Below are 22,469 nucleotides of genomic sequence, written 5' to 3'. Positions count from 1 at the left end.
TTTTCCGCGATCAAGAGGGGAGTGGCGCTGCGCTAAGGTCGGGCGTCGAAGGAGGCACGATGGCTGCGACCCGCCCGCCCGCCCGGCAACCCTTGGCGGACAAGATGTACGACGTGCTGCTCGGGCAGTTCATGGACGGGCTCTGGTCGCCGGGCCAGTCCCTCAACATCGGGGCCCTCACCCGGGAGCTCGAGGTCAGCCAGACCCCGCTCCGCGAAGCCCTCGCCCGCCTGGAACACACCGGCCTCGTGCGGCGCGAGGCGCTCAAGGGATACCGCGTCGCACCGCTCTTCACCGAGCGTGAGCTGATCAAGCTGATGGACGCGCGTCTCGTCCTGGAGCCGGCGATGGTGCACGAGGCGGCGCGCCGCACCACCCCCGAGTTCCTGGACGAACTCAAGGCGAGCATCGACGACTTGGAGCGGTACGCGACCGCGCCCCGATCGACGTCCGTGCGCGCCTATTGGGCCGCCGACGAGCGCTTCCACCTGCGCATCGCCGCCCAGTGCGACAACCCGTTCCTGGAGACGGCCTACCGCTCCCTGGGCGGGCACGTCCAGCGCTTCCGGCTCTTCACCGAGCTGGGTTCCTCGGAGGCCGAGTCCCCGGCCCGCGAACACGGCGCCGTCCACGAGGCGTTGGCCGCGGGCGACCCGGAGGGCGCCGCGAAGAAGATGCGGCAGCACATCGAGAACGCCAAGACGCGCGCCCTCACCGACCGCCAGGCGGTCGGCGAGGACTGACGGTTGCCGGTGGGACGGCTCCGCGGCACAGCAGGTCCGGACGTCCGGACCCGCTGTGCGAGAAGATGGCCGTGCCCGGAGCCGGTCAGGTGCGTCCGGCGCAGTCCGGGCACCGGCCCCGGAACGTCACCTCCGCCACGGCGACGGTGAAGCCGTACCGCTCGGCGGGCGGCAGGGCGGCCAGTGGGTCGCCGTCGGGGTGGACGTCGCGGATCGCGCCGCACCCCGAGCACACCAGGTGCTGGTGGGGGTGATGGGCGTTCGGGTCGTAGCGCTTGGCGCGGCCGTCGGTGGCGACCTCGGCCACCTCGCCGAGCGTGACCAGCTCGCCGAGGGTGTTGTAGACGGTGGCGCGCGATATCTCCGGCAACCGTTCGGTGGCCTGGGCGAGCACCTCGTCGGCGGTGAGATGGACGTGTTCGCCGGCGAGCACCTCGGCGACGACGCGACGCTGGGCGGTCATCCGCCAGCCGCGCTCGCGAAGTCGTTGCAGCAGGTCACTCATGACCACCAGCCCTCACTGTGCGGAGTCCCGTCGAAACCGTGCAGAGTCCCGTCGAATGAATGCGCGTGCGCCTGTCTGTCGTATTGACTTGGACTTGGTCCATCGTAGGATCGGTTCCGGCTGACAGCCAAGGGACAGGGCAACAGCAGGGAACATCACGTGACTTCAGGAGACGGGCCCGCACGGCCCGGCATCCGGATCCGCGGCTCGCGCACCGCACGCCTCGCGAGCGGTCGGTCGGACCTGTGCCCCCGACTGTTCCACCACCCTCAGCTCTTGAGCACCGTGATCCGCCCCCTCCGGAAGGATTCCCATGACTGAGAACCACGACGCGATCGTCACCGACCCCAAGCCGGAGGAGACAGGGGGAGGTTGCCCGGTCGCGCGCGCCGCACACCCGACGCAGGGCGGCGGGAACCGGCAGTGGTGGCCGGAGCGGCTGAACCTGAAGATCCTCGCCAAGAACCCCGCCGTGGCCAACCCGCTGGGCGAGGAGTTCGACTACGCCGAGGCGTTCGGCTCGCTCGACCTGCCCGCGGTGAAGCGGGACATCGCCGAGGTGCTGACCACCTCCCAGGACTGGTGGCCCGCCGACTTCGGCAACTACGGCCCCTTCATGATCCGGATGGCGTGGCACAGCGCGGGCACCTACCGCATCAGTGACGGCCGCGGTGGCGCCGGTGCCGGCCAGCAGCGCTTCGCCCCGCTCAACAGCTGGCCGGACAACGCCAGCCTCGACAAGGCCCGCCGGCTGCTGTGGCCGGTCAAGAAGAAGTACGGACAGTCCCTGTCGTGGGCCGACCTCCTGGTCCTCACCGGCAACGTCGCCCTGGAGCAGATGGGCTTCGAGACCTTCGGCTTCGGCGGCGGCCGCGCCGACGTGTGGGAGCCCGACGAGGACGTGTACTGGGGCCCCGAGACCACCTGGCTGGGTGACGAGCGGTACACCGGCGACCGCGAGCTGGAGAACCCCCTCGGCGCGGTCCAGATGGGCCTCATCTACGTCAACCCCGAGGGCCCGAACGGCTCTCCGGACCCGATCGCCGCGGCCCGCGACATCCGTGAGACGTTCCGCCGGATGGCGATGAACGACGAGGAGACCGTCGCGCTGATCGCCGGTGGTCACACCTTCGGCAAGACCCATGGCGCGGGTCCGGCCGACGCGGTCGGCGACGACCCCGAGGCCGCCCCGATGGAGCAGATGGGCCTGGGCTGGAAGAGCTCGCACGGCACCGGCGTCGGCGCCGACGCGATCACCAGCGGGCTCGAGGGCATCTGGACCGACACCCCGACCGCCTGGGACAACAGCTTCTTCGAGATCCTCTTCGGCTACGAGTGGGAGCTGTTCAAGAGCCCCGCGGGCGCCTTCCAGTGGCGGCCGAAGGACGGCGCGGGCGCGGGCACCGTCCCCGACGCCTTCGACTCCTCGAAGACCCACGCCCCGACGATGCTGACGACCGACCTCTCGCTGCGGTTCGACCCGGTCTACGAGCCGATCTCGCGCCGCTTCAAGGAGGACCCGCAGGCGTTCGCCGACGCCTTCGCGCGGGCCTGGTTCAAGCTGACCCACCGTGACATGGGCCCCGTCGTGCGCTACCTCGGCCCGGAGGTCCCCAGCGAGACACTCCTCTGGCAGGACCCGCTGCCAGAGGTGACGTACGAGGGCGTCGACGCCTCGGACGTCGCCGCGCTCAAGGCGCGGATCCTCGACTCGGACCTGTCGGTGTCCCAGCTCGTCTCCACCGCGTGGGCGGCGGCGTCGTCCTTCCGCGGCAGCGACAAGCGTGGCGGCGCCAACGGCGCGCGCATCCGCCTGGAGCCGCAGCGCGGCTGGGAGGTCAACAACCCCGACCAGCTCGCGACAGTCCTGCACACCCTGGAGGGGATCCAGGAGTCCTTCAACTCCGGCCGGAGCGACGGCAAGCAGGTCTCCCTCGCGGACCTGATCGTGCTCGCCGGCGGCGCCGCCGTCGAGCAGGCGGCCAAGGACGCCGGGTTCACCGTCGAGGTGCCCTTCACGCCGGGCCGCGTCGACGCGTCGCAGGACCAGACCGACGTGGAGTCCTTCGCCGCGATCGAGCCGGCCGCCGACGGGTTCCGCAACTACGTCGGCAAGGGCAACCGGCTGCCCGCCGAGTACCTGCTCCTGGACAAGGCGAACCTGCTCACGCTGAGCGCCCCGGAGCTCACGGTCCTCGTGGGCGGTCTCCGGGTCCTCGGCGCGAACCACCAGGGGTCCAAGCACGGCGTGTTCACCACGAGCCCCGGCACGCTCACGAACGACTTCTTCGTGAACCTGCTCGACCTGGGCACGCAGTGGAAGTCGACGTCCGAGGCGCAGGACACGTTCGAGGGCCGCGACGCGGCCACCGGCGAGGTCCGGTGGACCGGTACCCGCGCGGACCTGGTCTTCGGCTCCAACTCCGAGCTGCGTGCGCTCGCCGAGGTGTACGCGAGCGACGACGCGAAGGAGAAGTTCGTGCACGACTTCGTCGCGGCGTGGGCCAAGGTCATGGACCTCGACCGGTTCGACGTCGCCTGATCCGGTTCGTCACCGGACCGGGACCGTGTGATCGAATCGCCACCGGGACCGCGTGATCGAAGCCGCTGGACCCGGCTCTGCGTCGGGTGAAGTGACCATCGCGTCCAGGCCGGCCCACCTCCGGGCCGGCCTGGACGTGCGTCTGCGTCCGGGCAGACGGCGCCGTGCAACCCCGCCTGGCCGAGCAACCCCCCCTGGGGGAAGGCCGCCGCTGACCGGATAGACTCATAAGGCAGCCTTATGGGGTCATAAAGTTGACCCGCCTACTTACTTAGGCTTGCCTTAGTTTAGGCTTCCCCTTGAGTCACTCCATCACCGCTCGAAGGGAACCTGAACATGCCTCGCCCTCTGCGGGTAGCCATTGTCGGAGCCGGCCCCGCCGGGATCTACGCCGCCGACGCGCTGCTCAAGTCCGCAGTGGCGGTCGAGCCGGGTGTGTCGATCGACCTCTTCGAGCGGATGCCGGCGCCCTTCGGCCTGATCCGCTACGGCGTCGCCCCGGACCACCCGCGGATCAAGGGCATCATCACCGCCCTGCACCAGGTGCTCGACAAGCCCCAGATCCGCCTCTTCGGCAACGTCGACTACCCGCGCGACATCAGCCTGGACGACCTGCGCGCCTTCTACGACGGCGTGATCTTCTCCACCGGGGCCACGGCCGACCGCGCGCTCGACATACCGGGCATCGACCTCGACGGCTCGTACGGCGCCGCGGACTTCGTCTCCTGGTACGACGGCCACCCGGACGTGCCGCGCACCTGGCCTCTGGAGGCGGAGAAGGTCGCCGTCCTCGGCGTCGGCAACGTCGCCCTCGACGTGGCGCGCATCCTCGCGAAGACCGCCGAGGAACTGTTGCCCACCGAGATCCCGCCGAACGTCCACGAGGGCCTCAAGGCCAACCGTGCCAAGGAGATCCACGTCTTCGGCCGCCGTGGCCCCGCCCAGGCGAAGTTCAGCCCGATGGAGCTCCGGGAGCTGGACCACTCGCCGAACATCGAGGTCATCGTCGACCCCGAGGACATCGACTACGACGACGGGTCGATCGCGACCCGGCGCGGCAACAAGCAGGCCGACATGGTCGCCAAGACCCTGGAGAACTGGGCCATCCGCGACGTCGGCGACCGTCCGCACAAGCTGTTCCTGCACTTCTTCGAGTCGCCCACCGAGATTCTCGGCGAGGACGGCACGGTCGTCGGGCTGCGCACCGAGCGCACCGCCCTCGACGGCACCGGCAACGTCAAGGGCACCGGCGAGTTCAAGGACTGGGACCTCGGCGCGGTCTACCGGGCCGTGGGCTACCTCTCCGACGAACTGCCCAAGCTGCCCTGGGACGTCGCCTCCGGCACGGTGCCCGACCGGGCGGGACGGGTGATCGAGGAGAGCGGCGAGCACCTGCGGTCGACGTACGTCACCGGATGGATCCGCCGCGGCCCCGTCGGCCTCATCGGCCACACCAAGGGCGACGCCAACGAGACGGTCGCCAGCCTCCTGGAGGACCGCGAGCACGGCAGGCTGCATGTTCCCGCGTCGCCCGAGCCCGAGGCCGTCGACGCCTTCCTCGGCGAGCGGAACGTCCGCTTCACCACGTGGGACGGCTGGTACCGGCTGGACGCCGCGGAGAAGTCGCTCGGTGAGCCGCAGGGCCGCGAGCGCGTGAAGCTCGTCGAACGCGAGGACATGCTCAACGCCAGCGGCGCGTAAGGATTCTCGCTTCGGCCGTCGGCCCCGTCGCCCGTGTGGCGCCGGGGCCGACGGCTTTCGCGATGGTCCACCACCGGCTTGCGATCCCCGCGGGCCCTCTATGGGGCGGTGGCCTTCCCGGACCGGCAGTGGGGGAGGCGCCGCCGGTGTACGAGGCTCAAGGCAGGTGCTTGAGCAGCTCCGTGGCGAGCGGGGCGGCGGACGCCGGGTTCTGCCCGGTGACCAGGTTGCGGTCGGCCACCACGTACGGCGCCCAGGGCTCGCCCTCCCGGAAGTCGGCGCCGGCCTGCACCAGCCGGTCCTGCAACAGCCACTTGGCGCGGTCGGCGAACCCCGCCTGGCCCTCCTCGACGTTGGTGAAGCCGGTCAGGCGGTAGCCCGCGACGGAGGGGATGCCGTCGGCCGAGACGGCGGCCAGCAGGGCGGCCGGGGCGTGGCAGACGATGCCGAGCGGCTTGCCGGTCTCCAGGGCCCGGGTGAGCAGCGCGCCGGAAGTGGCGTCGACGGCCAGGTCCTCCATGGGGCCGTGGCCCCCGGGGTAGAAGACGGCGGCGTAGTCGTCGAGGTCCACCTCCGCCAGGTCGACCGGGCCCTGGAGCTCGGTGAACGCGGCCAGAGCGGCCTCGACGCGGTCGGCGCCCTCCTGGCCGCCGTTGAACTCCGGGGCCAGGGAGCCGGGGTCGACGGTGGGGACGACACCGCCCGGGGTGGCGACGACGACTTCGTGGCCCGCGGCCTTGAACGCCTCGTACGGGGCGACCGCCTCCTCGGCCCAGAAGCCGGTCGGATGCCGGGTGCCGTCGGCCAGCGTCCAGTGGTCCGCGCCGGTGACAACGAACAGGATCTTCGACATGCGGTGCTCTCCAATGACGGGCCCCGAGGGGGCGGGGGAGGGGACGGCGGACGCGAACCGGCGTTCTGGCACCCTGAACATACTGACAGGCCGGTGCCGGATCGTCGGTGCGGCGATGTCCTCGACGGTAGACCGGACGGGCGCGGCCATCGAGCAAGCAGGGGGAGGCGGCGGAACCCGATGACGTCCATGGACGGCCCGCGCCGGGCACAGGAGCCGGCGTGCGAACAGGTCGGGTGCCGCGCCCCGCACCCCGCTCATCCCGACCGGCCCGCCTCCTCCGTACCCGGGGTCGTCAAAACCATGCGGCGACTGCTCGACCTCGATGCGGGGCGTGGGGCGCGCGCCGCCGTGCCCGTGCTCCCCGAAGCCGCGCGCGACGTTCCCGAACTCGCCGCGGAGCCGGTGCGCCTGGCCGCCCTTGACAGTGAACTGCTGGCCGCGCTCGCCGAGTTGTGGGAGGTCATCGGCTGGATCCTGTTCGACGCGGGGTTTTACCGCCGGGCCCGGCGGGCGAACGAGCGGGCGCTGGCCCTCGCCGCGCTCTGCGGCGACCGATGGACGGGCCGGCTGGTGCTGCTGAACCACAGCATGCTCCAGGCCCACACCGGCCGCCCACGCGCTGCCCTGGCCACGGCGTCGCGCGTGCCGGGACCCCGTCCCCTGCCCGCCAGGGTCGGCGCGCTCGTCCTGATCCGGCAGGCCCACGCCACCGCCATGCTGGGCGCCGGCCACGCCGCCGCACGGCGCCTCGCCCGGGCCAGGGATCTTTTCCTGGACGGCGTATCGGCGGGGGATCCACCCTGGGCCTGGTGGATCGACGAGACCGAACTCCTCGGGCACGAGGGCTGGGTGTCGGCCCGGCTGCACCGCTGGGATCAGGCCATTCCGCTCCTGCGCCGGGCCGCCGCGGTTCCGGACGGACCCTCGTACCGGGAGCTGTTCACCGCCGAGCTGCTCTCCGCGCTCGTGGGGGCGGGTGCCTGGCGGGACGCCGAGGGGCTCATCCGCGAAGTCGCGCCGCGCGTGGCCCGCATCGGGTCGGCCCGCGCCGCGCAGTCGCTGGGCGCCACCGCGGCCGTGCTGCTGCGGCAGGGCGCCGGCGTGCCGTCCGCGCTGCGAGACGCGGCGGTCCATCTCCGGGAGTCGCTCAGCGTCCCGGAGCGCCCGCCCGTAGACCGTCCATGACGAGGTCCATGAGCCGGCCCGCCCGGGTCTCCCAGTCGGTGCGCGGATCGATCTGCCAGATGCCGGCGATGGCGAGCAGGAAGTCGTCGGGGGTCACCCCGGGCCGGATCGTGCCGGCCTCCTCGTTCGCCCGCAGCAGCAGCGTGATGGCCTCGGTGAGCGGGCCAGGACCCACACCGGCCAGACTGCCGAGCGTGCTCGTGGCCTTCCGTATCGCGTCGGCCAGACCGGCCTTGGCCATCCCGAACCGGACGAGACGGTCCATCCACTCCCGCAGGGCCCGGTCGGGAGCGCGGCTCTGCAGCAACTGGCAGGCCGCGTCGCAGACCTGCATGACCTCGTAGCGGTACACCTCGAGGACGAGTGACTCGCGGTTGGGGAAGTTGCGGTAGAACGTGCCCTGGCCGACCCCCGCCTTCTTCGCGATCGCGCTGAGCGGCGCGTCGCTCGCGCGCGTCAGCTCCTCCAGCGCGACCTCGAGGATCCGCTCGCGGTTGCGCTGTGCGTCCGAGCGCAGGGGTGCGTTCTTGTGCTGACCCATGGGCTCTCCTTCCGCTCTCGCGCAGCACGGCCTGGTTGCGCCTTGCTGAGCGGACAGCTGTCCGCTAGATTCAACGACTAACGGACGAGTGTCCGCTTAGCCTCACCATAGCGGCAGACATCGCCGCCGGGGACCCCTCCGCCGCCGTGCGGGGGTCCGTCACCCCTGTACAGCGCCACATCCTCCCGAACTTCCCGCCGAACCGCCTCGTTCGACGCGATTCGCGAAAGAAGGCTGCTCATGGCTCCATCGACGTCCAGTGCCGTCACCCTGAACATCAACGGCGAGAAGCACTCACTGTCCGTCGACCACCGCACCACGCTGCTCGACGCGCTGCGCGAGCGGCTCGATCTGACCGGCACCAAGAAGGGCTGCGACCAGGGCCAGTGCGGGGCCTGCACCGTACTGATCGACGGCCGCCGCGCCGTCTCCTGCCTGCAGCTCGCCGTCGCCGCCGAGGGGCGGGAGATCACCACCATCGAGGGCGTCGCGGACGGCGACCGGCTGCACCCCGTGCAGCAGGCCTTCCTCGACCTCGACGGGTTCCAGTGCGGCTACTGCACCCCGGGGCAGATCTGTTCCGCGCTCGGCGCGCTCCAGGAGCACGCCGACGGCTGGCCGAGCGCCGCCACCACCGATGTGCGGCCCGAGGCGGGCGCGCCGGAACTGACCGCGGAGGAGATCCGCGAGCGGATGAGCGGCAACCTGTGCCGCTGCGGCGCGTACATGTCGATCACGCAGGCCGTCGCCAAGGCCGCGCGCGCCGAGGAGGAGACGGTATGAGGGACTTCGCCTACCAGCGCGTCCACGACGTGTCGGGAGCCGTCGCCGTCCTCGGCGCCGACCCCGACGCCCGCTACCTCGGCGGCGGCACCAACCTCGTCGACCTGATGAAGAGCGGCGTCGAGCGGCCGGGACTCCTCGTCGACGTACGCGAACTGCCCCTGGACCGCATCGAGATCGCCGACGACGGCGGGCTGCGCATCGGCGCGACCGTCACCAACAGCGACCTGGCCGCCCACCCCGAGGTGCGGCGCCGCTACCCCGCCCTCGCGCAGGCCGTCCTCGCGGGTGCCTCCGGGCAGCTGCGCAACATGGCGACGGTGGGCGGCAACCTCCTGCAGCGCACCCGCTGCGGCTACTTCACCGACCTCAGCAAGCCCTGCAACAAGCGGGAACCGGGCACCGGTTGCTCCGCGGTCGCGGGCGAGCACCACAACCACGCGATCCTCGGCGCCACCGAGCACTGCGTGGCCGTCCACCCCTCCGACATGGGCGTGGCCCTCGCCGCCTTCGATGCCGTCGTGCACTACGAATCGGCGGACGGCCCCGGCGAGTTGCCGATCGACGCGTTCTACCTGCCCGTCGGCGACACTCCACACCTGGAGACCGCGCTGCCGGCCGGCGCCCTGATCACCGGCGTCTCGCTGCCGCCCGCCCCGGTCGCCGCCGTCTCCCGCTACCGCAAGGTGCGCGAGCGCGCCTCCTACGCCTTCGCCATCGGTTCGATCGCCGCGGCCCTCGACGTCCACGACGGCGTCGTACGGGACGTGCGCGTCGGCATCGGCGCGGTCGCGTCCCGGCCGTGGCGGGCCAGGGCGGCCGAGCGGGCGCTGACCGGCGGGCCTGCCGATGCCGAGGCGTTCGCCGCCGCGGCCGACGCCGAACTGGCCGCGGCCCGCGCGCTGCCCGACAACGGCTACAAGGTGACGCTCATCCGCAACCTCGTCGTGGCCGTGCTGACCGAACTCACCGAGGAGGCCGCCCGATGACCACGACCACCACCGTGACCGGCGCGGCGACGAACGCCGTCGGCACCGCGCACACCCGCATCGAGGGCCTCGCCAAGGTCACCGGCGCGGCCCGCTACGCCGGGGAGATCCCCTTCGCGGACCTCGCCCACGGCTGGCTGGTGCTCTCCACGATCGCCCGCGGCAGGGTCCGCTCGGTCGAGGCCGAGCCCGTCCTCGCGATGCCCGGTGTCCTCACCGTCCTGCACCACGGCAACGCGCCGCGCGTCGACGGGGACTACGTGGGCATGCTGGGGCGCCCTGACCCGATCGTCGAGATGTTCCAGCACGACCGAGTGCCGTTCGTGGGCTGGCCGGTGGCGCTCGTCGTCGCCGAGACGTCCGAGGAGGCCAGGGAGGCGGCGGAGGCGCTCGTCGTCCACTACGACCAGGAGCCGCACGACGTCGCCTTCGCCGCAGGCCGCCCGGGCACATACACGCCGGACGGCGACAGCATGCGCAAGGGCAAGGGCGACCTGGACGCCCAACTCGCCGCATCCGCCCACCTGGTGGACGCCGAGTACACCACGCCCGAGGAGCACCACTGCGCGATGGAGCCGCACGCGGCGACCGCGCGCTGGGACGGCGGCCGCCTCGAGGTCGTCGACTCCAACCAGGGCAGCACCTGGGTCGCGGACGAGCTCGCGAAGCTGTTCTCGCTCGACCAAGGCTCGGTGCGGGTGACGTCCGAGCACGTCGGCGGCGCCTTCGGCTCCAAGGGGCTGCGGGTCCACCAGATCCTCGCCGTGATGGCCACGACCGTCCTCCACCGGCCGGTCCGCGTGGTGCTGACCCGCCGTCAGCTGTTCTCGCTCGTCGGCTACCGCAGCCCCACCACCCAGCGCGTCCGGCTCGGCGCCGGCCCGGACGGCAGGCTCCTCGCCTTCGACCACCAGGCGCAGAGCCTGTCGTCGACCGTCCACGAGTTCGTCGAGGAGAGCGCCGGGTACGGCCGCTCGATGTACGCGGCCGACGCCCACCACACCGTCAACCGCCTCGTCCGCCTCGACGTGCCGACGCCGACCTATGTGCGCGCCCCGGGCGAGGCCCCCGGCTCCTTCGCCGTGGAGTCCGCGCTCGACGAGCTCGCCGAGAAGTGCGGCATGGACCCCATCGCGCTGCGGGTCCGCAACGAACCCGACGTCGGCCCCGTCTCCGGTCTGCCGTTCAGCAGCCGCAACCTGCTGGCCTGTTACGAGGAAGGGGCCCGCAGGTTCGGCTGGGACGGCCGTGACCCGCGTCCCGGCGTGCGCCGCGAGGGCCGTTGGCTGATCGGCACCGGTACGGCCGCGTCCACCTTCCCGGTGCTCGTCGGACCGAGCACCGCCGCGATCACCGCAGAGGCCGACGGCACCTTCACCGTGCGCATCACCGCCGCGGACGTCGGCACCGGCGCGCGGACCGCGCTCACCCTGATCGCCGCCGACGCCCTGGAGGTGACCCCGGACCGCATCCATGTCCGGATCGCCGACAGCGACTTCGGGCCGGCGATGATCGCCGGTGGTTCCATGGGCACCCGGTCCTGGGGCTGGGCGATCACGCTCGCCGCCCGCGAGCTGCGGGAGAAGCTGGTCCCCGGCGGCCACATCCCGCCGGAGGGCATCACCGCGGGCTCGGACACCGGAGCGGCCATCGGCGCGCTCAGCGAGAAGGAACGGCACTCCTTCGGCGCCCAGTTCGCCGAGGTCGCCGTGGACGTCACCAGCGGTGAGGTGCGGGTGCGCCGGATGCTCGGCATCTTCGCCGCGGGCCGGATCATCAACCCGCTGACCGCACGCAGCCAGTTGGTCGGCGGCATGATCTGGGGCCTGTCGATGGCGCTGCACGAGGAGGCGGTCAGGGACGCGGCGTCCGGCGGCCTCGTCGGCCCCGACCTCGCGGGCTACCACATCGCCTCCAACGCCGACGTGCAGCAGATCGAGGCGGACTGGGTGGCCGACCCGGACGCGGACGACCCGGTCGGCATCAAGGGCATCGGCGAGATCGGCATCGTGGGCGCCGCGGCCGCCGTCGCCAACGCCGTCTGGCACGCCACGGGTGTGCGGCACCGCGCGCTCCCCATCCGCCCCGACCGCATCCTGCGCGCGGGCACCGTCTCCGGGGACATCGCCCGTGCTTGACATCGCCGACGACCTCGACCGGTGGATCAGGGAGGGCCGGGACTTCGCCGTCGCCACGGTCGTCAGCGTCGGCGGCAGTGCGCCGCGCGGCCCCGGCGCCGCCCTGGCCGTCGACGGCGGGGGCACCGTCATCGGCTCGGTCTCCGGCGGCTGCGTGGAGGGCGCGGTCTACGACCTGTGCGTCGAGGCGCTCCAGGACGGCCGGGCCGTCGTCGAACGGTTCGGCTACAGCGACGAGGACGCCTTCGCCGTCGGACTGACCTGCGGCGGTGTCATCGAGGTGCTGGTCACCCCGGTGGCCGTCGACGCGCCGGACAGGGCGGTCTTCGCCGCCGCCCTGTCCGCCGCGGCCGGCGGCGGGGCGGTGGCGCTGGCCCGCGTGTACCGGGGCCCGGCCGAACTGCTCGGCAGGCCCCTCCTGGTGACACCCGCCGAGCCCGGCCAGGAACGGCGGGGCGCGACGCACGAGGGCACCCTGGGCGGCCACCCCGAACTGGACCGCACCGCCAGGAGCGAGAGCCGCGCCCTGCTGGCGGCGGGCCGCACCGGGGAGTTCGTCGTCTCCGAGAGCGGCGCGCACTGCGGAACCGCGGTGACCGTCCTCGTCGAGTCGAGCCAGCCACCCCCACGCATGATCGTCTTCGGCGCCGTCGACTTCGCCGCCGCACTGGTCCGCGCGGGCAAGTTCCTCGGCTACCACGTGACGCTCTGCGACGCCCGTGCCGTCTTCGCCACCCGGGCCCGCTTCCCGGAGGCGGACGACATCGTCGTCGACTGGCCGCACCGCTACCTGCGGGACACCGGGACGGACGGCCGCACCGTCCTGTGCGTCCTCACCCACGACGCCAAGTTCGACGTGCCGCTCCTCGCGGCGGCGCTGCGGATGCCCGTGGCGTTCGTCGGCGCGATGGGCTCACGCCGCACCCACGAGGACCGCAACCGCCGGCTGCGCGAGGAGGGTGTCACCGAGGCCGAACTGGCCCGGCTGCGCTCGCCGATCGGCCTCGACCTCGGGGCGCGCACGCCCGAGGAGACCGCCCTGTCCATCGCCGCGGAGATCGTCGCGACGCGGCAGGGCGGCACCGGCCGGCCGCTGACCGGCTCCCGGCACCCCATCCACCGCGACACACCCGACGGCTCGCCGTCCCGGGCCAGGGTGGTGGCCTGACCGGACGCCTCCGGGGAATCCCCCCATGAAGATCAACGCCCTCATCATCGGCGGACGCTTCACCGAAGCCGTTCCGGCGGGCTGCTCGGATGCGTACCGTGTAATCGTCCCGCCACACCGGGTAGCGGCGACGCGGTGGTGCGCGGAGGGGGTGCGTGAGGATGGACGCGGCTCCTGCCCTGCGGGCCGTGGGGCAGATGAGGCCGGGGGACCATCTCTTCCTCGGCTACCGCACGGACGAGGAACGCGAGGCGGTGCTCGCCGCGTTCCTCACGGACGGCCTGGCCGCCGGCCAGCGAGCGCTGCTCCTGACCTCGGACGAGACATCAGGGGACGCCCCGCTGGGCTTCCTGCGGCGCGCGGGATGCGACGTGGCGGGCGCACTGGCCGCCGGCCGGCTGAGGACCGGCTCCCGGCCGGACGGGGCGGGAGGCGCGCGAGGGCCGGTTGACCTGGTGCGCCGCGAGACCGAGGCCGCGGTGGCCGACGGATTCCTGGGACTGCGGGTGGTCCTGGACATGGCGCCGGACGGGGACGGCGGTCCGGCCGGCGGGTTCTGTGAGACCGAACGGCTGCTCGGATCCGCCTTCTCGACCCTGCCCGTGCTCGGCCTGTGCCTGTACGACCGACGCCTCTTCGGGCCCCGTGAACTGACCGCGGCCGACGCCCTGCACCACGGCCACGCCGTCGCCGACGACGTCTGGCAGGACGAACTGCTGCGGATCACCCGGACGTTCGCGCCACCCGGCCTCGCCCTGTGCGGCGAGATCGACGACAGCAACGTCACCGCGCTGGCCCGCGCCCTGCGCACCGAGGCCGACCGCACCGCCGAACGGGCGGACGGCCCGCCCCGTACCCGGCTCGACCTGCGCGGGCTCACCTTCATCGACATCTGCGCGCTGCGTCTGCTCCTCCGCACGGGCCTCGGCCTGTACGCGTCGGGCGGCGGCCTCACCCTGGACGGCGCCGCCCCGCACGTGCGCCGGGTGCTGCGCGTGACCGGCTGGGACCGCGCCCCCGGCCTGGACCTCGGACAGGAGGATGAGGGGTCATGACGCGCGGCGGCTTCGTCCACCAGGCGCTCTGCTACGCCTCGGACGACGCGTTCCTGTCCGGCACGGTCGGCTTCGTCCGGGACGGTCTCGCGGCGGACGAGGCCGTGCTCGCCGTCGTCGCCCGGCACAACATCGCGCTGCTGCGGGACGCGCTCGGCGGCGCCGCGCGGAACGTCGACTTCGTCGACGCGCAGGACTGGTACCACTACCCGTCCCGCACGCTGGGCCGGTACAACGGCTACTGCACCGAGCGCGACGCGGGCGGCACGCGACGCGTCCGCGTCATCGGTGAACCGGTCTGGTCGGGGCGCACGGCCTTCGAGACCCGGGAGTGGATGCGTTACGAATCCCTGGTCAACGTGGCGTTCGCCGCCTCGCCGCACTGGATCGTCTGCCCCTACGACGCCCGTGCCCTGCCCGACGACGTGCTGGACGGCGTCGTGCGCACCCACCCCGAGGTCACCACGGGCACCGGCCGTCCGGCCGCCGACGGCCGTTACACCGATCCGGCCCACTTCTACGCCGAGTGCGACGCCCTCGCACGGACCGCAAGGGGCCTGGCAGATCCGGCCGGACCGGCCCCCGAAGTCGCCTTCGAGCGGGGCGAGTCGGTGGCGATCCGGATAGCCGTCGCCGAATACGCCCGACGCTGTCAGGTCGCCGAGGACCGCGCACGCGACATGGTCGCCGCCGTCCACGAGGCCGTGGTGAACGCCGTCCGCTTCGGCGGCGGCCGGGGCGCGCTGCGGCTCTGGTGCGACGCCGACTGGGTCGTCTGCGAGGTCGCCGACGCCGGGGCCGGCCGGCCCGCCGTCCATGCCGGGGGCACGGTGGGCTACCTCGGGCACGTGCCGCCCGACGGCAACGCGGTGGCGGGCCACGGACTGTGGCTCGTACGGCAGTTGAGCGACCTGGTCACCGAGCGTCTCGGCGCGGAGGGTTCCGTGGTGCGGATGCACTTCCGTCGCTGAACGGCTGCCCCGCTGCCCCGCTGAACGGCACCCGACCCCCGGCCCCCGCACGCCGGTGGCGCGGTTCCGCCCCGTGGCGGAGACTTCGCCGGGTCAGCCGTACGCGCAGGGAAGGTGGGCCGGCATGACCGACTCGACGAAGATCCCCGCGGACGTGGTCCGCTCGGGCCCGATCCGCTACGCCACAGCGGAGCGTTTTGCCCGCCCGCGCCCGGTGTCCGAGCGTGACTCCCGCCCCGCCACCGGAGAGATTTCGCCGCAGCCGCCCTCGCGGCTCGATGCGGTGATGGGCCCGCCCCGTGACATGCACCCGCAGGGCGAGGACTGCCTCAACCTGACGGTCACCACACCGGCCAGGGACGGGCGAGCCAGACCGGTGCTCGTGTGGTTGCACGGAGGGGCGTTCAGCAGCGGAGCGGGCTGCATGGACTGGTACGACGGAGGGGTCCTGGCCGCCGAGGGCGACGTGGTCGTCGTGGGCGTCAACTACCGGTTGGGAGCGCTCGGTTACCTCTGTCTCGACGGGGTGAGCGAGGGCAACCTCGGCCTGTACGACCAGGTGGAGGCGTTGCGCTGGGTCCAGACGCACATCGCGGGGTACGGCGGTGACCCGGCCGACGTCACGGTGGCAGGACAGTCCGCCGGCGGCATCTCCATCCGTCTCCTGATGCAACTTCCCGAGACCCGCGGCCTGTTCCACCGCGCGATCCTGCAGAGCGCCCCGATCGGCACCACCGCACGCCCCCATGAGACGTCCCTCGACATCGGCCGCCTCTTCGCCGACGCACTCGGCGGGGACCCGCGCACCGCCGGCGTTCCCGCGCTCCTCGCGGCCCAGATCGAGACGGCGCGGACCTACCAACGCAGAGTGGGCCGCGCACTGGACCCCGCCTTCATCCCGGTCGAGGGCATCGCCCCGCTGCCCGCCCCCGAGGAGGCCTTCGAGGGGAACGTGCACGGCCTCGACGTCCTGTACGGCTGGAACGCCGACGACATGAGCGCGTTCGGCGTGGCGGGCGCCGACGTCGCGGAGCGCACCCGCGAGGTCTACGAGGAGCCCCTCACCCGCTACGGGGCCCAACTCGCCCGCGCCGGGGCCCAGGTGCAGTCGTACCGTCTCGACTGGCGTCCTGCCGGATCCCCCTATGGCGCCACCCACTGCCTGGACCTGCCGCTGCTCTTCGGCACCCGGGACGCCTGGCGGGGCTCGCCGATGCTGGGGGACACCCCGTGGGAGGAGACCGACCGGATCGGCAGGGCACTGCGCGCCGCGTGGGTCACCTTCGCCCGCACCGGCAAGCCCGGCGCCCTGCCCGCGCCCCTGGTCGAGGGGCCGGTGCCCAAAATCTCATGAGCCGGGCAGCTCCCGGTGCTCCAGCGGACGGGTCGCCGGCCCCTGGAGCACCGCCCCGTCGGTGGCGAAGCGCGAACCGTGGCAGGGGCACTCCCACGCCGTCTCCGCCTCGTTGAAGGCGACCAGACAGCCCAGGTGGGTACAGCGGGCCGACACTGCCTGCAGGCCGCCGTCGGCGCCCCGGTGCACCGCGCACCGGCGCCCCTCGACGCGGACCACGGCGCCGGACCCCGCGGGGATCTCGTCCACCGAGTCGACGTGGGTCGTGCGGAGCCGGTCCCCGACGAAGTGCCGTGCCACCTCGGCCTGTTGGCTCAGCAGGGCGGGCGCCTCTCGCAGGGTGCTCCACAGCCTGCGCGGGTCGTACAGCTCGGCCCAAGCGGACTTCCGCCCGCCGATCATCCGGGCGAGCAGCTGGCCCGCCATCACGCCACCGCTCATGCCCCACCCGCCGAACCCGGTCGCCACATAGGTGTGCCGGGCACCGGGATGGAAGGCGCCGACCATCGGCACGCCGTCGCTGACGTCGTTGTCCTGCGCCGCCCACCGGCAGACCGTCCCGCCGACGTCGAAGCGCTCCCGCATCCATGTGTTGAGGGCGGTGAATCCGGCGGCGGCGTCCCCTGTGCCCGGGGTGAAGCTGTGACCGGTGACGATGAGCAGCCGTCCGCCGTCCCGGTACGGCGCGGTCCGCACCGAACGCTTGCCCTCCTCCCGCGTGATGTACATGCCGCCCGGGTCCTGGCCGGCCAGGGGGGCGGCCACGACGAGTTCACGCCGGGGGGAGAGCCGGGCGAACAGCAGGGCGCGGTCGAAGACCGGGTAGTGGGTGGCGATGACGACGGCCCGCGCGGTGACGGTGTGTCCGGCCTCGGTGGTCACCGTGCAGGGTGAGCCCTCGTGCAGGCCGGTCACCCGGGAGCGCTCGTGGATGACGCCGCCGCGTGCCCGCAGGTCCTCGGCGAGCGCCAGCAGATAGTTGCGGGGGTGGAACTGTGCCTGGTCGTCCACCCGCACCGCGCCCGCCACCGGGAACGGCAGACCGGTCTCCTCCGTGTACACGGCGGGGAGTCCCGCCTCCCGCGCCGCGGCGGCCTCGGCCCGCAGCTCGTCCGTGTCCTCGGCCCGGGTGGTGTAGGTGTAGGCGGGCGCGCGCTCCAGGTCGCAGTCGATGCCGAGCTCGGCGGCCACCGACGCCACGTGCTCCACCGCCTGCTGCTGCGACTCCGCGTAGAGGCGGGCGGCTTCAGGTCCGCGCGTGCGGCGCAGTCGCTCGTACACGAGGGAGTGCAGGGCCGTGAGTTTGGCGGTGGTGTGGCCGGTGACGCCGGCGGCGATGCGGTCGGCCTCCAGGACGGCGACCGAGCGCCCCTCGCGGGCCAGCTCCCACGCCGTGCTCAGACCGGCGACGCCACCCCCCACCACGACGACGTCCACCTCGATGTCGTCGGTCAGGGGCGAGTGGGGCGTCGCGGGGGCGGTCTCCATCCAGTACGACTCCGGGCGGCCCGGCAACGCATCCGACGCCTCGTTGCTCATGATCGCCCCCTGACGACGGTGGACATGGTGGGCCTCCAAGGTCTCTCGGTATCCGGTGGGTGCGAGTCTCCCGTGACCCGCGGGACAAACCCGGCCGTCGCGCCGCCCGCCACAGGGGGGCCGACGTCCCAGTCCGCATATGCAGGTCCCAGTCGCCCCACTGGAGCCGTGTCGTCCAGTCCGTCCCGCCGGCCACCGTGGTGAAGGCGTCCCAGGAGATCCGTGACTCCCGGCACGCCGATCGGCCCCGCCCGGTCGGCGCGTCCCGGTCGGCGCGTCCTGGCCGGGTCGCCGATGCTGGGGCCATGACCTCGGGACCGGGCCCGCCGACGACACGCGCGGCACGCCTCGCCGCCTGGTGGACGGCGCTGCCGCCCGCGGCGGGCTCCGCGGTGATGGCCACCGGGATCATCTCCGTCGGCCTGTACCTCCTCGGACACGAGACCCTCTCCCGTATCGCGCTCGTCCTGGCCTGCGCCGCCTGGCTCGGCCTCGCGGCGGACTTCACGGCCCGCCTGGTGAGCCGGCGCGCCCGCTGGCGGTCGGAGGCGGACACCCCGGCCGCACTGACCGCGGTCGCCGCGACCGGAGTGCTCGGCGCGCGCCTCGCACTCCTCAGCCGCTCGCCCGTCGCCCCGGCCCTGCTGTTGCTCGCCACCGTCCTCTGGCTGGTCCTGCTGCCCGCCGTCGTGCGGCATTGGGGTCACCGCATGCCGGGGGCGGTCTTCCTCGTCTGCGTCGCGACCCAGGGGATCGCGGTCCTGTCCGCGACCCTGGCCGCCGTCCTCCCCGCGCGCCCCCTCTCGGCCGTCGCCGCGGTGTTCTTCTGCCTGGGTCTGGTGCTGTACGTGGCCGCCTTCACCCGGTTCGACCTGGCGCAGGTCCGCACCGGGGCGGGCGACCAGTGGGTGGCGGGCGGCGCGCTGGCGATCTCGGCGCTCGCGGGGGCGAAGCTGCTCGCCGCGCCGCTGGTCACCGGGGTCCGGCAGGACGTGCTGCGTGCGGTGACGCTGGCCGCGCTCGCGCTGGACCTCGCCTGGTACCTCGTCCTGCTCGCCGCGGAGGTGCGACGGCCCCGGCTCCGATATGACGTACGGCGCTGGTCCACGGTCTTCCCCATGGGCATGACCGCGGCCGCCACCCTGTCGGTGAGCGCCGCGACGGGCGTCTCCTGGCTGCGGCAACCGGGGCGGGTGCTGCTGTGGATCGCGGTGGCGGTCTGGGTGTGGGTGTGCGTGGGGATGGTCCGGGCGGTGGCGGGGCGAGGCCGTGGATCTCCGCGAGGCCGTGGGTCTTCGTGAAGTCCGGGGCCGCGGCGGACACCGGTTGGTCGCGCTCGTCCTCGCCGAGGTCTACGAAGGGCAGCAGGCGGTAGGCGTCGGAGCCCTCCGGGCGGCGACCGACCGAAGCACGGCCGCCGCCCGGGCGGATCAGGACTCGATCGCGGTCAGAATCCGACCGAGGTCAGGACTCGACCGGGGTCAGGACGAAGAGCGGGATCTCCCGGGAGGTCTTCTTCTGGTACTCGGCGTAGTCCGGCCACGCCGCCACCGCACGCTCCCACCAGAGCTCCCGCTCCTCGCCGGAGGCGACCCGCGCGCGGTAGTCCTTCTTGACCGGGCCGTCCTGCAGTTCCACATGAGGGTTGCCGACCAGGTTGTGGTACCAGGACGGGTTCGCCGGATCGCCGCCCTTCGAAGCCACCACCGCGTACTGTCCGGCGTGCTCGACGCGCATCAGGGGATTCTTGCGGAGCTTGCCGCTCTTGGCACCGACCGAGGTGAGGACGATGACCGGCTTGCCCTGCATGGTCGTCCCCTCCGTCCCGCCGGAGCTCTCGTATTCGTCGACCTGCTTGCTCGCCCAGTCCCAGGTACCGGGCTCGTATTCACCAGTCAGAGGCATACCTGGCCCAACGCCACGCGCTCCCGTGTTGTTCCGCTTGTGCCGCCGTCTCACTCGAACGCCTCACCCGCCCCTGCCGGGCACCCCCGGAACCCGGTGCGCTAGAAATGGCTGAAATGATCCATTCCGGTGGCGCGGGCCATCGGTGACGGCGGGTCACCTGGACGGTGGGGGCGGCACATGGCGGAGCACGGCATACCCGAGGAGTATCTCGACGGCTATGCCCCGCTGCTCGCCGCGGCGGCAGCGACCGGGCGTCGGCCGACCCGTGACGAGTTGGACGCGCGGCGCGCGCTGGGGGAGCGGGCCGCGGAGGCGGGACTCGGGCTGCGGGCACTGGTGCGCGCGCATCTGGTGGCGACCCGTGAGCACTGGCCCACCGCGGCGACGGGCTCCGTGGACAGCGTGCTGGCCGCGGCCGAGCAGGCCGTGGACGCCCTCGCGGCGGGGTACGAGCGCGCCCAGCGGCTCGCGGTCCGCCAGGAGGAGGCTGCACGGCGGGAGTTCATCGACGACCTGCTGCACGGCCGCAGCAACCTCGGCCTGCTCGCCGAACGCGCGGAGCGCTTCGGGCTGCGCCTCTCGTACGAGCACGCGGTCGCGGTCGCTGAGGGGGCCCGTGAGTACGAGGAGGGCGACTCGGTGGCCCGCGAGGTCGAGCGCGCGCTGATCGGCCGGTTCGGGGACCGCAGCATCCTGGTCACCACCAAGGACGGCCGGCTCGTCTGCATCGCCCCCGGCGACCAGGGTGAGGTCCTCTCCTTCTTCGCCAAGCACGCCTACGCCGCCACCGACGGCGGCCGCGTCGTCGTCGGCCGCCCGCAGCCCGGCCCGGGCGGTGTGGTCCAGTCGTACGAGGAGGCACTCAACGCCCTGGATCTGGCTGAACGCCTGGAGCTCGACGGACCGTTGCTCCGCGCCGCCGATCTGCTCGTCTACCCCGTGCTGACCCGCGACCGGCAGGCCATGACCGATCTGGTGCTGCACACGCTCGGGCCGCTGCGCGAGGCGCGCGGCGGTGCGCAGCCCCTCATCGACACGCTCGCGGCCTACTTCGACGCGGGCTGCGTCGCGGCGGAGGCGGCCCGCAGGCTGTCCCTGAGCGTGCGCGCCCTCACCTACCGCCTGGACCGCATCCACCGCCTCACCGGCGCCAGTCCGTCGGACCCCGTGCACCGCTACACGCTGCAGACGGCGGTGATCGGGGCGCGGCTCCTCGACTGGCCCGCCCAGCCCTTCTGAGCCGCGACCGGATGCGCGCCGCCCACACGCGAGAGCCGCCTCCCGGAAGGCGTCGAAGCCCTCCGGGAGGCGGCTGCCCGAGCTTGCCGACGCCGTATGCGACGCCGCCGCGAGCCTGGCCGGACCGGCCTCAGCCCAGCCGCGGGATCTCGATGGCGGGGCAGCGGTTCATCACCATGTCGAGGCCCGCGGCGCGGGTCCTGTCGTACGCGGCCTCGTCGACGACGTCGAGCTGGAACCACACCGCCCGCGCACCGGCGGCGACCGCCTCGTCGGCGACCTGGCCCGCCAGGGCGCTGTTGACGAACACGTCCACCACGTCGACCGGGAACGGCACGGCGGACAGGGACGGATAGCCCTGCTCGCCGTGGACCGTCTCGGCCTTGGGGTGGACCGGCACGACGCGCTTGCCGAAACGCTGCAGGACGGCCGCGACGCCGTACGCCGCCCGGTCCTGGTTGTTGGACAGGCCCACGACCGCCCAGGTGTCACCGGACTCCGTGAGGATCTTGCGGACCGTTTCCTGGTCGCCGTACATGACCTGCCTCCTCGATCGGGCCCCGCGGCCGGGTGCCGTCGGAGCCGTGACGCCGGGCGCCGGATGCGTCAGACGTTCACACCGAAGTCCGACGCGATGCCGCGCAGCCCACTGGCGTAACCCTGGCCGACCGCGCGGAATTTCCACTCCGCCCCGTGGCGGTAGAGCTCGCCGAAGACCATGGCGGTCTCGGTCGAGGCGTCCTCCGACAGGTCGTAGCGGGCGATCTCCACGCCGTCGGCCTGGTTCACCACGCGAATGAACGCGTTGCGGACCTGGCCGAAGCTCTGGCCGCGCGTCTCGGCGTCGTGGATCGACACCGGGAAGACGATCTTCGAGATGTCGGCGGGCACCTGCGCGAGGTTGACCTTCACGGCCTCGTCGTCGCCCTCGCCCTCACCGGTGAGGTTGTCGCCGGTGTGCTCGACCGAGCCGTCGGGGCTCGTGAGGTTGTTGTAGAAGACGAAGTGCTGGTCGGAGACGACCTTGCCGGAGTCGTCGCAGAGCAGCGCGCTGGCGTCGAGGTCGTAGTCGGTGCCGGTGGTGGTGCGCACGTCCCATCCCAGGCCGACCAGCACGGCGGTGAGGCCCGGGGCCTCCTTGCTGAGCGAGACGTTGCCGCCCTTGGCCAGGGAAACTCCCACGATGTCCTCCTGAGGTCCGAGTGTGTGATTGCCGGATGTCGGATGCCGGCTCCCCGAAATCTACAGGAAT

Annotated in this window: 20 protein-coding genes; 13 read left to right on the top strand and 7 right to left on the bottom strand. The window is 72.8% G+C overall.

Annotated elements, in window-relative coordinates; genetic code table 11:
• Positions 1-59 precede the first annotated feature (59 nt).
• Entirely contained in the window at positions 60-743 is a 684-nt protein-coding gene (locus tag ACZ6B8_RS17810; protein ID WP_471083143.1) for a GntR family transcriptional regulator, read from the top strand.
• An 85-nt stretch (positions 744-828) separates the two neighbouring features.
• Here ACZ6B8_RS17810 and ACZ6B8_RS17805 read toward each other — a convergent pair whose 3' ends face one another.
• Complete coding sequence (locus ACZ6B8_RS17805) at positions 829-1,248, bottom strand: Fur family transcriptional regulator (protein ID WP_471083146.1); 420 nt, start codon at positions 1,246-1,248, stop codon at positions 829-831.
• A gap of 313 nt (positions 1,249-1,561) precedes the next feature.
• Here ACZ6B8_RS17805 and katG point away from each other — a divergent pair, with 313 nt between their 5' ends.
• Positions 1,562-3,790: a catalase/peroxidase HPI gene (gene katG / locus ACZ6B8_RS17800; RefSeq protein ID WP_471607777.1), complete on the top strand. Its 2,229-nt coding sequence runs from the start codon at positions 1,562-1,564 to the stop codon at positions 3,788-3,790.
• Between the two features lie 336 nt (positions 3,791-4,126).
• Positions 4,127-5,491: an FAD-dependent oxidoreductase gene (locus tag ACZ6B8_RS17795; RefSeq protein WP_471607776.1), complete on the top strand. Its 1,365-nt coding sequence runs from the start codon at positions 4,127-4,129 to the stop codon at positions 5,489-5,491.
• Between the two features lie 157 nt (positions 5,492-5,648).
• Here ACZ6B8_RS17795 and ACZ6B8_RS17790 read toward each other — a convergent pair whose 3' ends face one another.
• Positions 5,649-6,344, bottom strand: coding sequence for a type 1 glutamine amidotransferase domain-containing protein (locus ACZ6B8_RS17790; RefSeq protein WP_471607775.1), 696 nt, complete (start codon positions 6,342-6,344; stop codon positions 5,649-5,651).
• Positions 6,345-6,647: 303 nt separating this feature from the next.
• Between ACZ6B8_RS17790 and ACZ6B8_RS17785 the strand changes: the two genes are divergently transcribed.
• Complete coding sequence (locus ACZ6B8_RS17785; protein ID WP_471607774.1) at positions 6,648-7,532, top strand: DNA-binding protein; 885 nt, start codon at positions 6,648-6,650, stop codon at positions 7,530-7,532.
• Here the strand turns inward: ACZ6B8_RS17785 and ACZ6B8_RS17780 are convergent.
• Positions 7,495-8,073 carry a TetR/AcrR family transcriptional regulator gene (locus tag ACZ6B8_RS17780; RefSeq protein WP_471607773.1) on the bottom strand — a complete coding sequence of 193 codons (579 nt, stop codon included), beginning with the start codon at positions 8,071-8,073 and terminating at the stop codon, positions 7,495-7,497. The genes ACZ6B8_RS17785 and ACZ6B8_RS17780 overlap by 38 nt on opposite strands.
• A 240-nt stretch (positions 8,074-8,313) precedes the next feature.
• Between ACZ6B8_RS17780 and ACZ6B8_RS17775 the strand changes: the two genes are divergently transcribed.
• The 7 genes from ACZ6B8_RS17775 (at position 8,314) to ACZ6B8_RS17745 (ending at position 16,531) form a co-directional block, all read left to right on the top strand.
• A complete protein-coding gene (locus tag ACZ6B8_RS17775) occupies positions 8,314-8,856 on the top strand; it encodes a (2Fe-2S)-binding protein (protein WP_471607772.1) in 543 nt (180 codons plus the stop codon).
• The gene (locus ACZ6B8_RS17770; RefSeq protein ID WP_471607771.1) at positions 8,853-9,845 is read left to right on the top strand and encodes an FAD binding domain-containing protein; all 993 of its coding nucleotides are present in this window, start codon (positions 8,853-8,855) and stop codon (positions 9,843-9,845) included. The genes ACZ6B8_RS17775 and ACZ6B8_RS17770 overlap by 4 nt, the downstream gene beginning before the upstream one ends.
• Positions 9,842-11,983 (top strand): xanthine dehydrogenase family protein molybdopterin-binding subunit, encoded by a 2,142-nt coding sequence (locus ACZ6B8_RS17765; protein ID WP_471083168.1) that lies wholly within the window; start codon positions 9,842-9,844, stop codon positions 11,981-11,983. The genes ACZ6B8_RS17770 and ACZ6B8_RS17765 overlap by 4 nt, the downstream gene beginning before the upstream one ends.
• Positions 11,976-13,151, top strand: coding sequence for an XdhC family protein (locus ACZ6B8_RS17760; protein ID WP_471607770.1), 1,176 nt, complete (start codon positions 11,976-11,978; stop codon positions 13,149-13,151). The genes ACZ6B8_RS17765 and ACZ6B8_RS17760 overlap by 8 nt, the downstream gene beginning before the upstream one ends.
• Before the next feature lie 161 nt (positions 13,152-13,312).
• Positions 13,313-14,206: an MEDS domain-containing protein gene (locus tag ACZ6B8_RS17755; RefSeq protein ID WP_471607769.1), complete on the top strand. Its 894-nt coding sequence runs from the start codon at positions 13,313-13,315 to the stop codon at positions 14,204-14,206.
• The gene (locus ACZ6B8_RS17750; RefSeq protein ID WP_471083174.1) at positions 14,203-15,177 is read left to right on the top strand and encodes an anti-sigma factor RsbA family regulatory protein; all 975 of its coding nucleotides are present in this window, start codon (positions 14,203-14,205) and stop codon (positions 15,175-15,177) included. The genes ACZ6B8_RS17755 and ACZ6B8_RS17750 overlap by 4 nt, the downstream gene beginning before the upstream one ends.
• Before the next feature lie 124 nt (positions 15,178-15,301).
• Positions 15,302-16,531: a carboxylesterase family protein gene (locus tag ACZ6B8_RS17745; protein ID WP_471083177.1), complete on the top strand. Its 1,230-nt coding sequence runs from the start codon at positions 15,302-15,304 to the stop codon at positions 16,529-16,531.
• Here ACZ6B8_RS17745 and ACZ6B8_RS17740 read toward each other — a convergent pair.
• Positions 16,526-18,070: an FAD-dependent oxidoreductase gene (locus ACZ6B8_RS17740; RefSeq protein WP_471607768.1), complete on the bottom strand. Its 1,545-nt coding sequence runs from the start codon at positions 18,068-18,070 to the stop codon at positions 16,526-16,528. The genes ACZ6B8_RS17745 and ACZ6B8_RS17740 overlap by 6 nt on opposite strands.
• A gap of 305 nt (positions 18,071-18,375) precedes the next feature.
• On the opposite strand from ACZ6B8_RS17740, the gene ACZ6B8_RS17735 reads away from it, so the two are divergent.
• Entirely contained in the window at positions 18,376-19,371 is a 996-nt protein-coding gene (locus tag ACZ6B8_RS17735; RefSeq protein WP_471607767.1) for a tellurite resistance/C4-dicarboxylate transporter family protein, read from the top strand.
• A 163-nt stretch (positions 19,372-19,534) separates the two neighbouring features.
• Here the strand turns inward: ACZ6B8_RS17735 and ACZ6B8_RS17730 are convergent, their stop codons facing one another.
• The gene (locus ACZ6B8_RS17730; protein WP_471083186.1) at positions 19,535-19,975 is read right to left on the bottom strand and encodes a nitroreductase family deazaflavin-dependent oxidoreductase; all 441 of its coding nucleotides are present in this window, start codon (positions 19,973-19,975) and stop codon (positions 19,535-19,537) included.
• 180 nt (positions 19,976-20,155) lie between these two features.
• Between ACZ6B8_RS17730 and ACZ6B8_RS17725 the strand changes: the two genes are divergently transcribed.
• Positions 20,156-21,217 (top strand): PucR family transcriptional regulator, encoded by a 1,062-nt coding sequence (locus ACZ6B8_RS17725; protein ID WP_471607766.1) that lies wholly within the window; start codon positions 20,156-20,158, stop codon positions 21,215-21,217.
• Between the two features lie 130 nt (positions 21,218-21,347).
• On the opposite strand, the gene ACZ6B8_RS17720 is transcribed toward ACZ6B8_RS17725, so the two are convergent.
• Both ACZ6B8_RS17720 and ACZ6B8_RS17715 read right to left on the bottom strand, forming a co-directional pair.
• On the bottom strand, positions 21,348-21,755 hold the full coding sequence (locus tag ACZ6B8_RS17720) for a CoA-binding protein (protein ID WP_471083192.1): 408 nt from the start codon (positions 21,753-21,755) through the stop codon (positions 21,348-21,350).
• Between the two features lie 68 nt (positions 21,756-21,823).
• Entirely contained in the window at positions 21,824-22,399 is a 576-nt protein-coding gene (locus tag ACZ6B8_RS17715) for a TerD family protein (protein WP_355806729.1), read from the bottom strand.
• Positions 22,400-22,469: the final 70 nt, after the last annotated feature.

The sequence above is a fragment of the Streptomyces sp. NPDC041122 genome (genome assembly GCF_055592445.1).
This window is presented reverse-complemented; position numbering and strand designations above follow the sequence as displayed.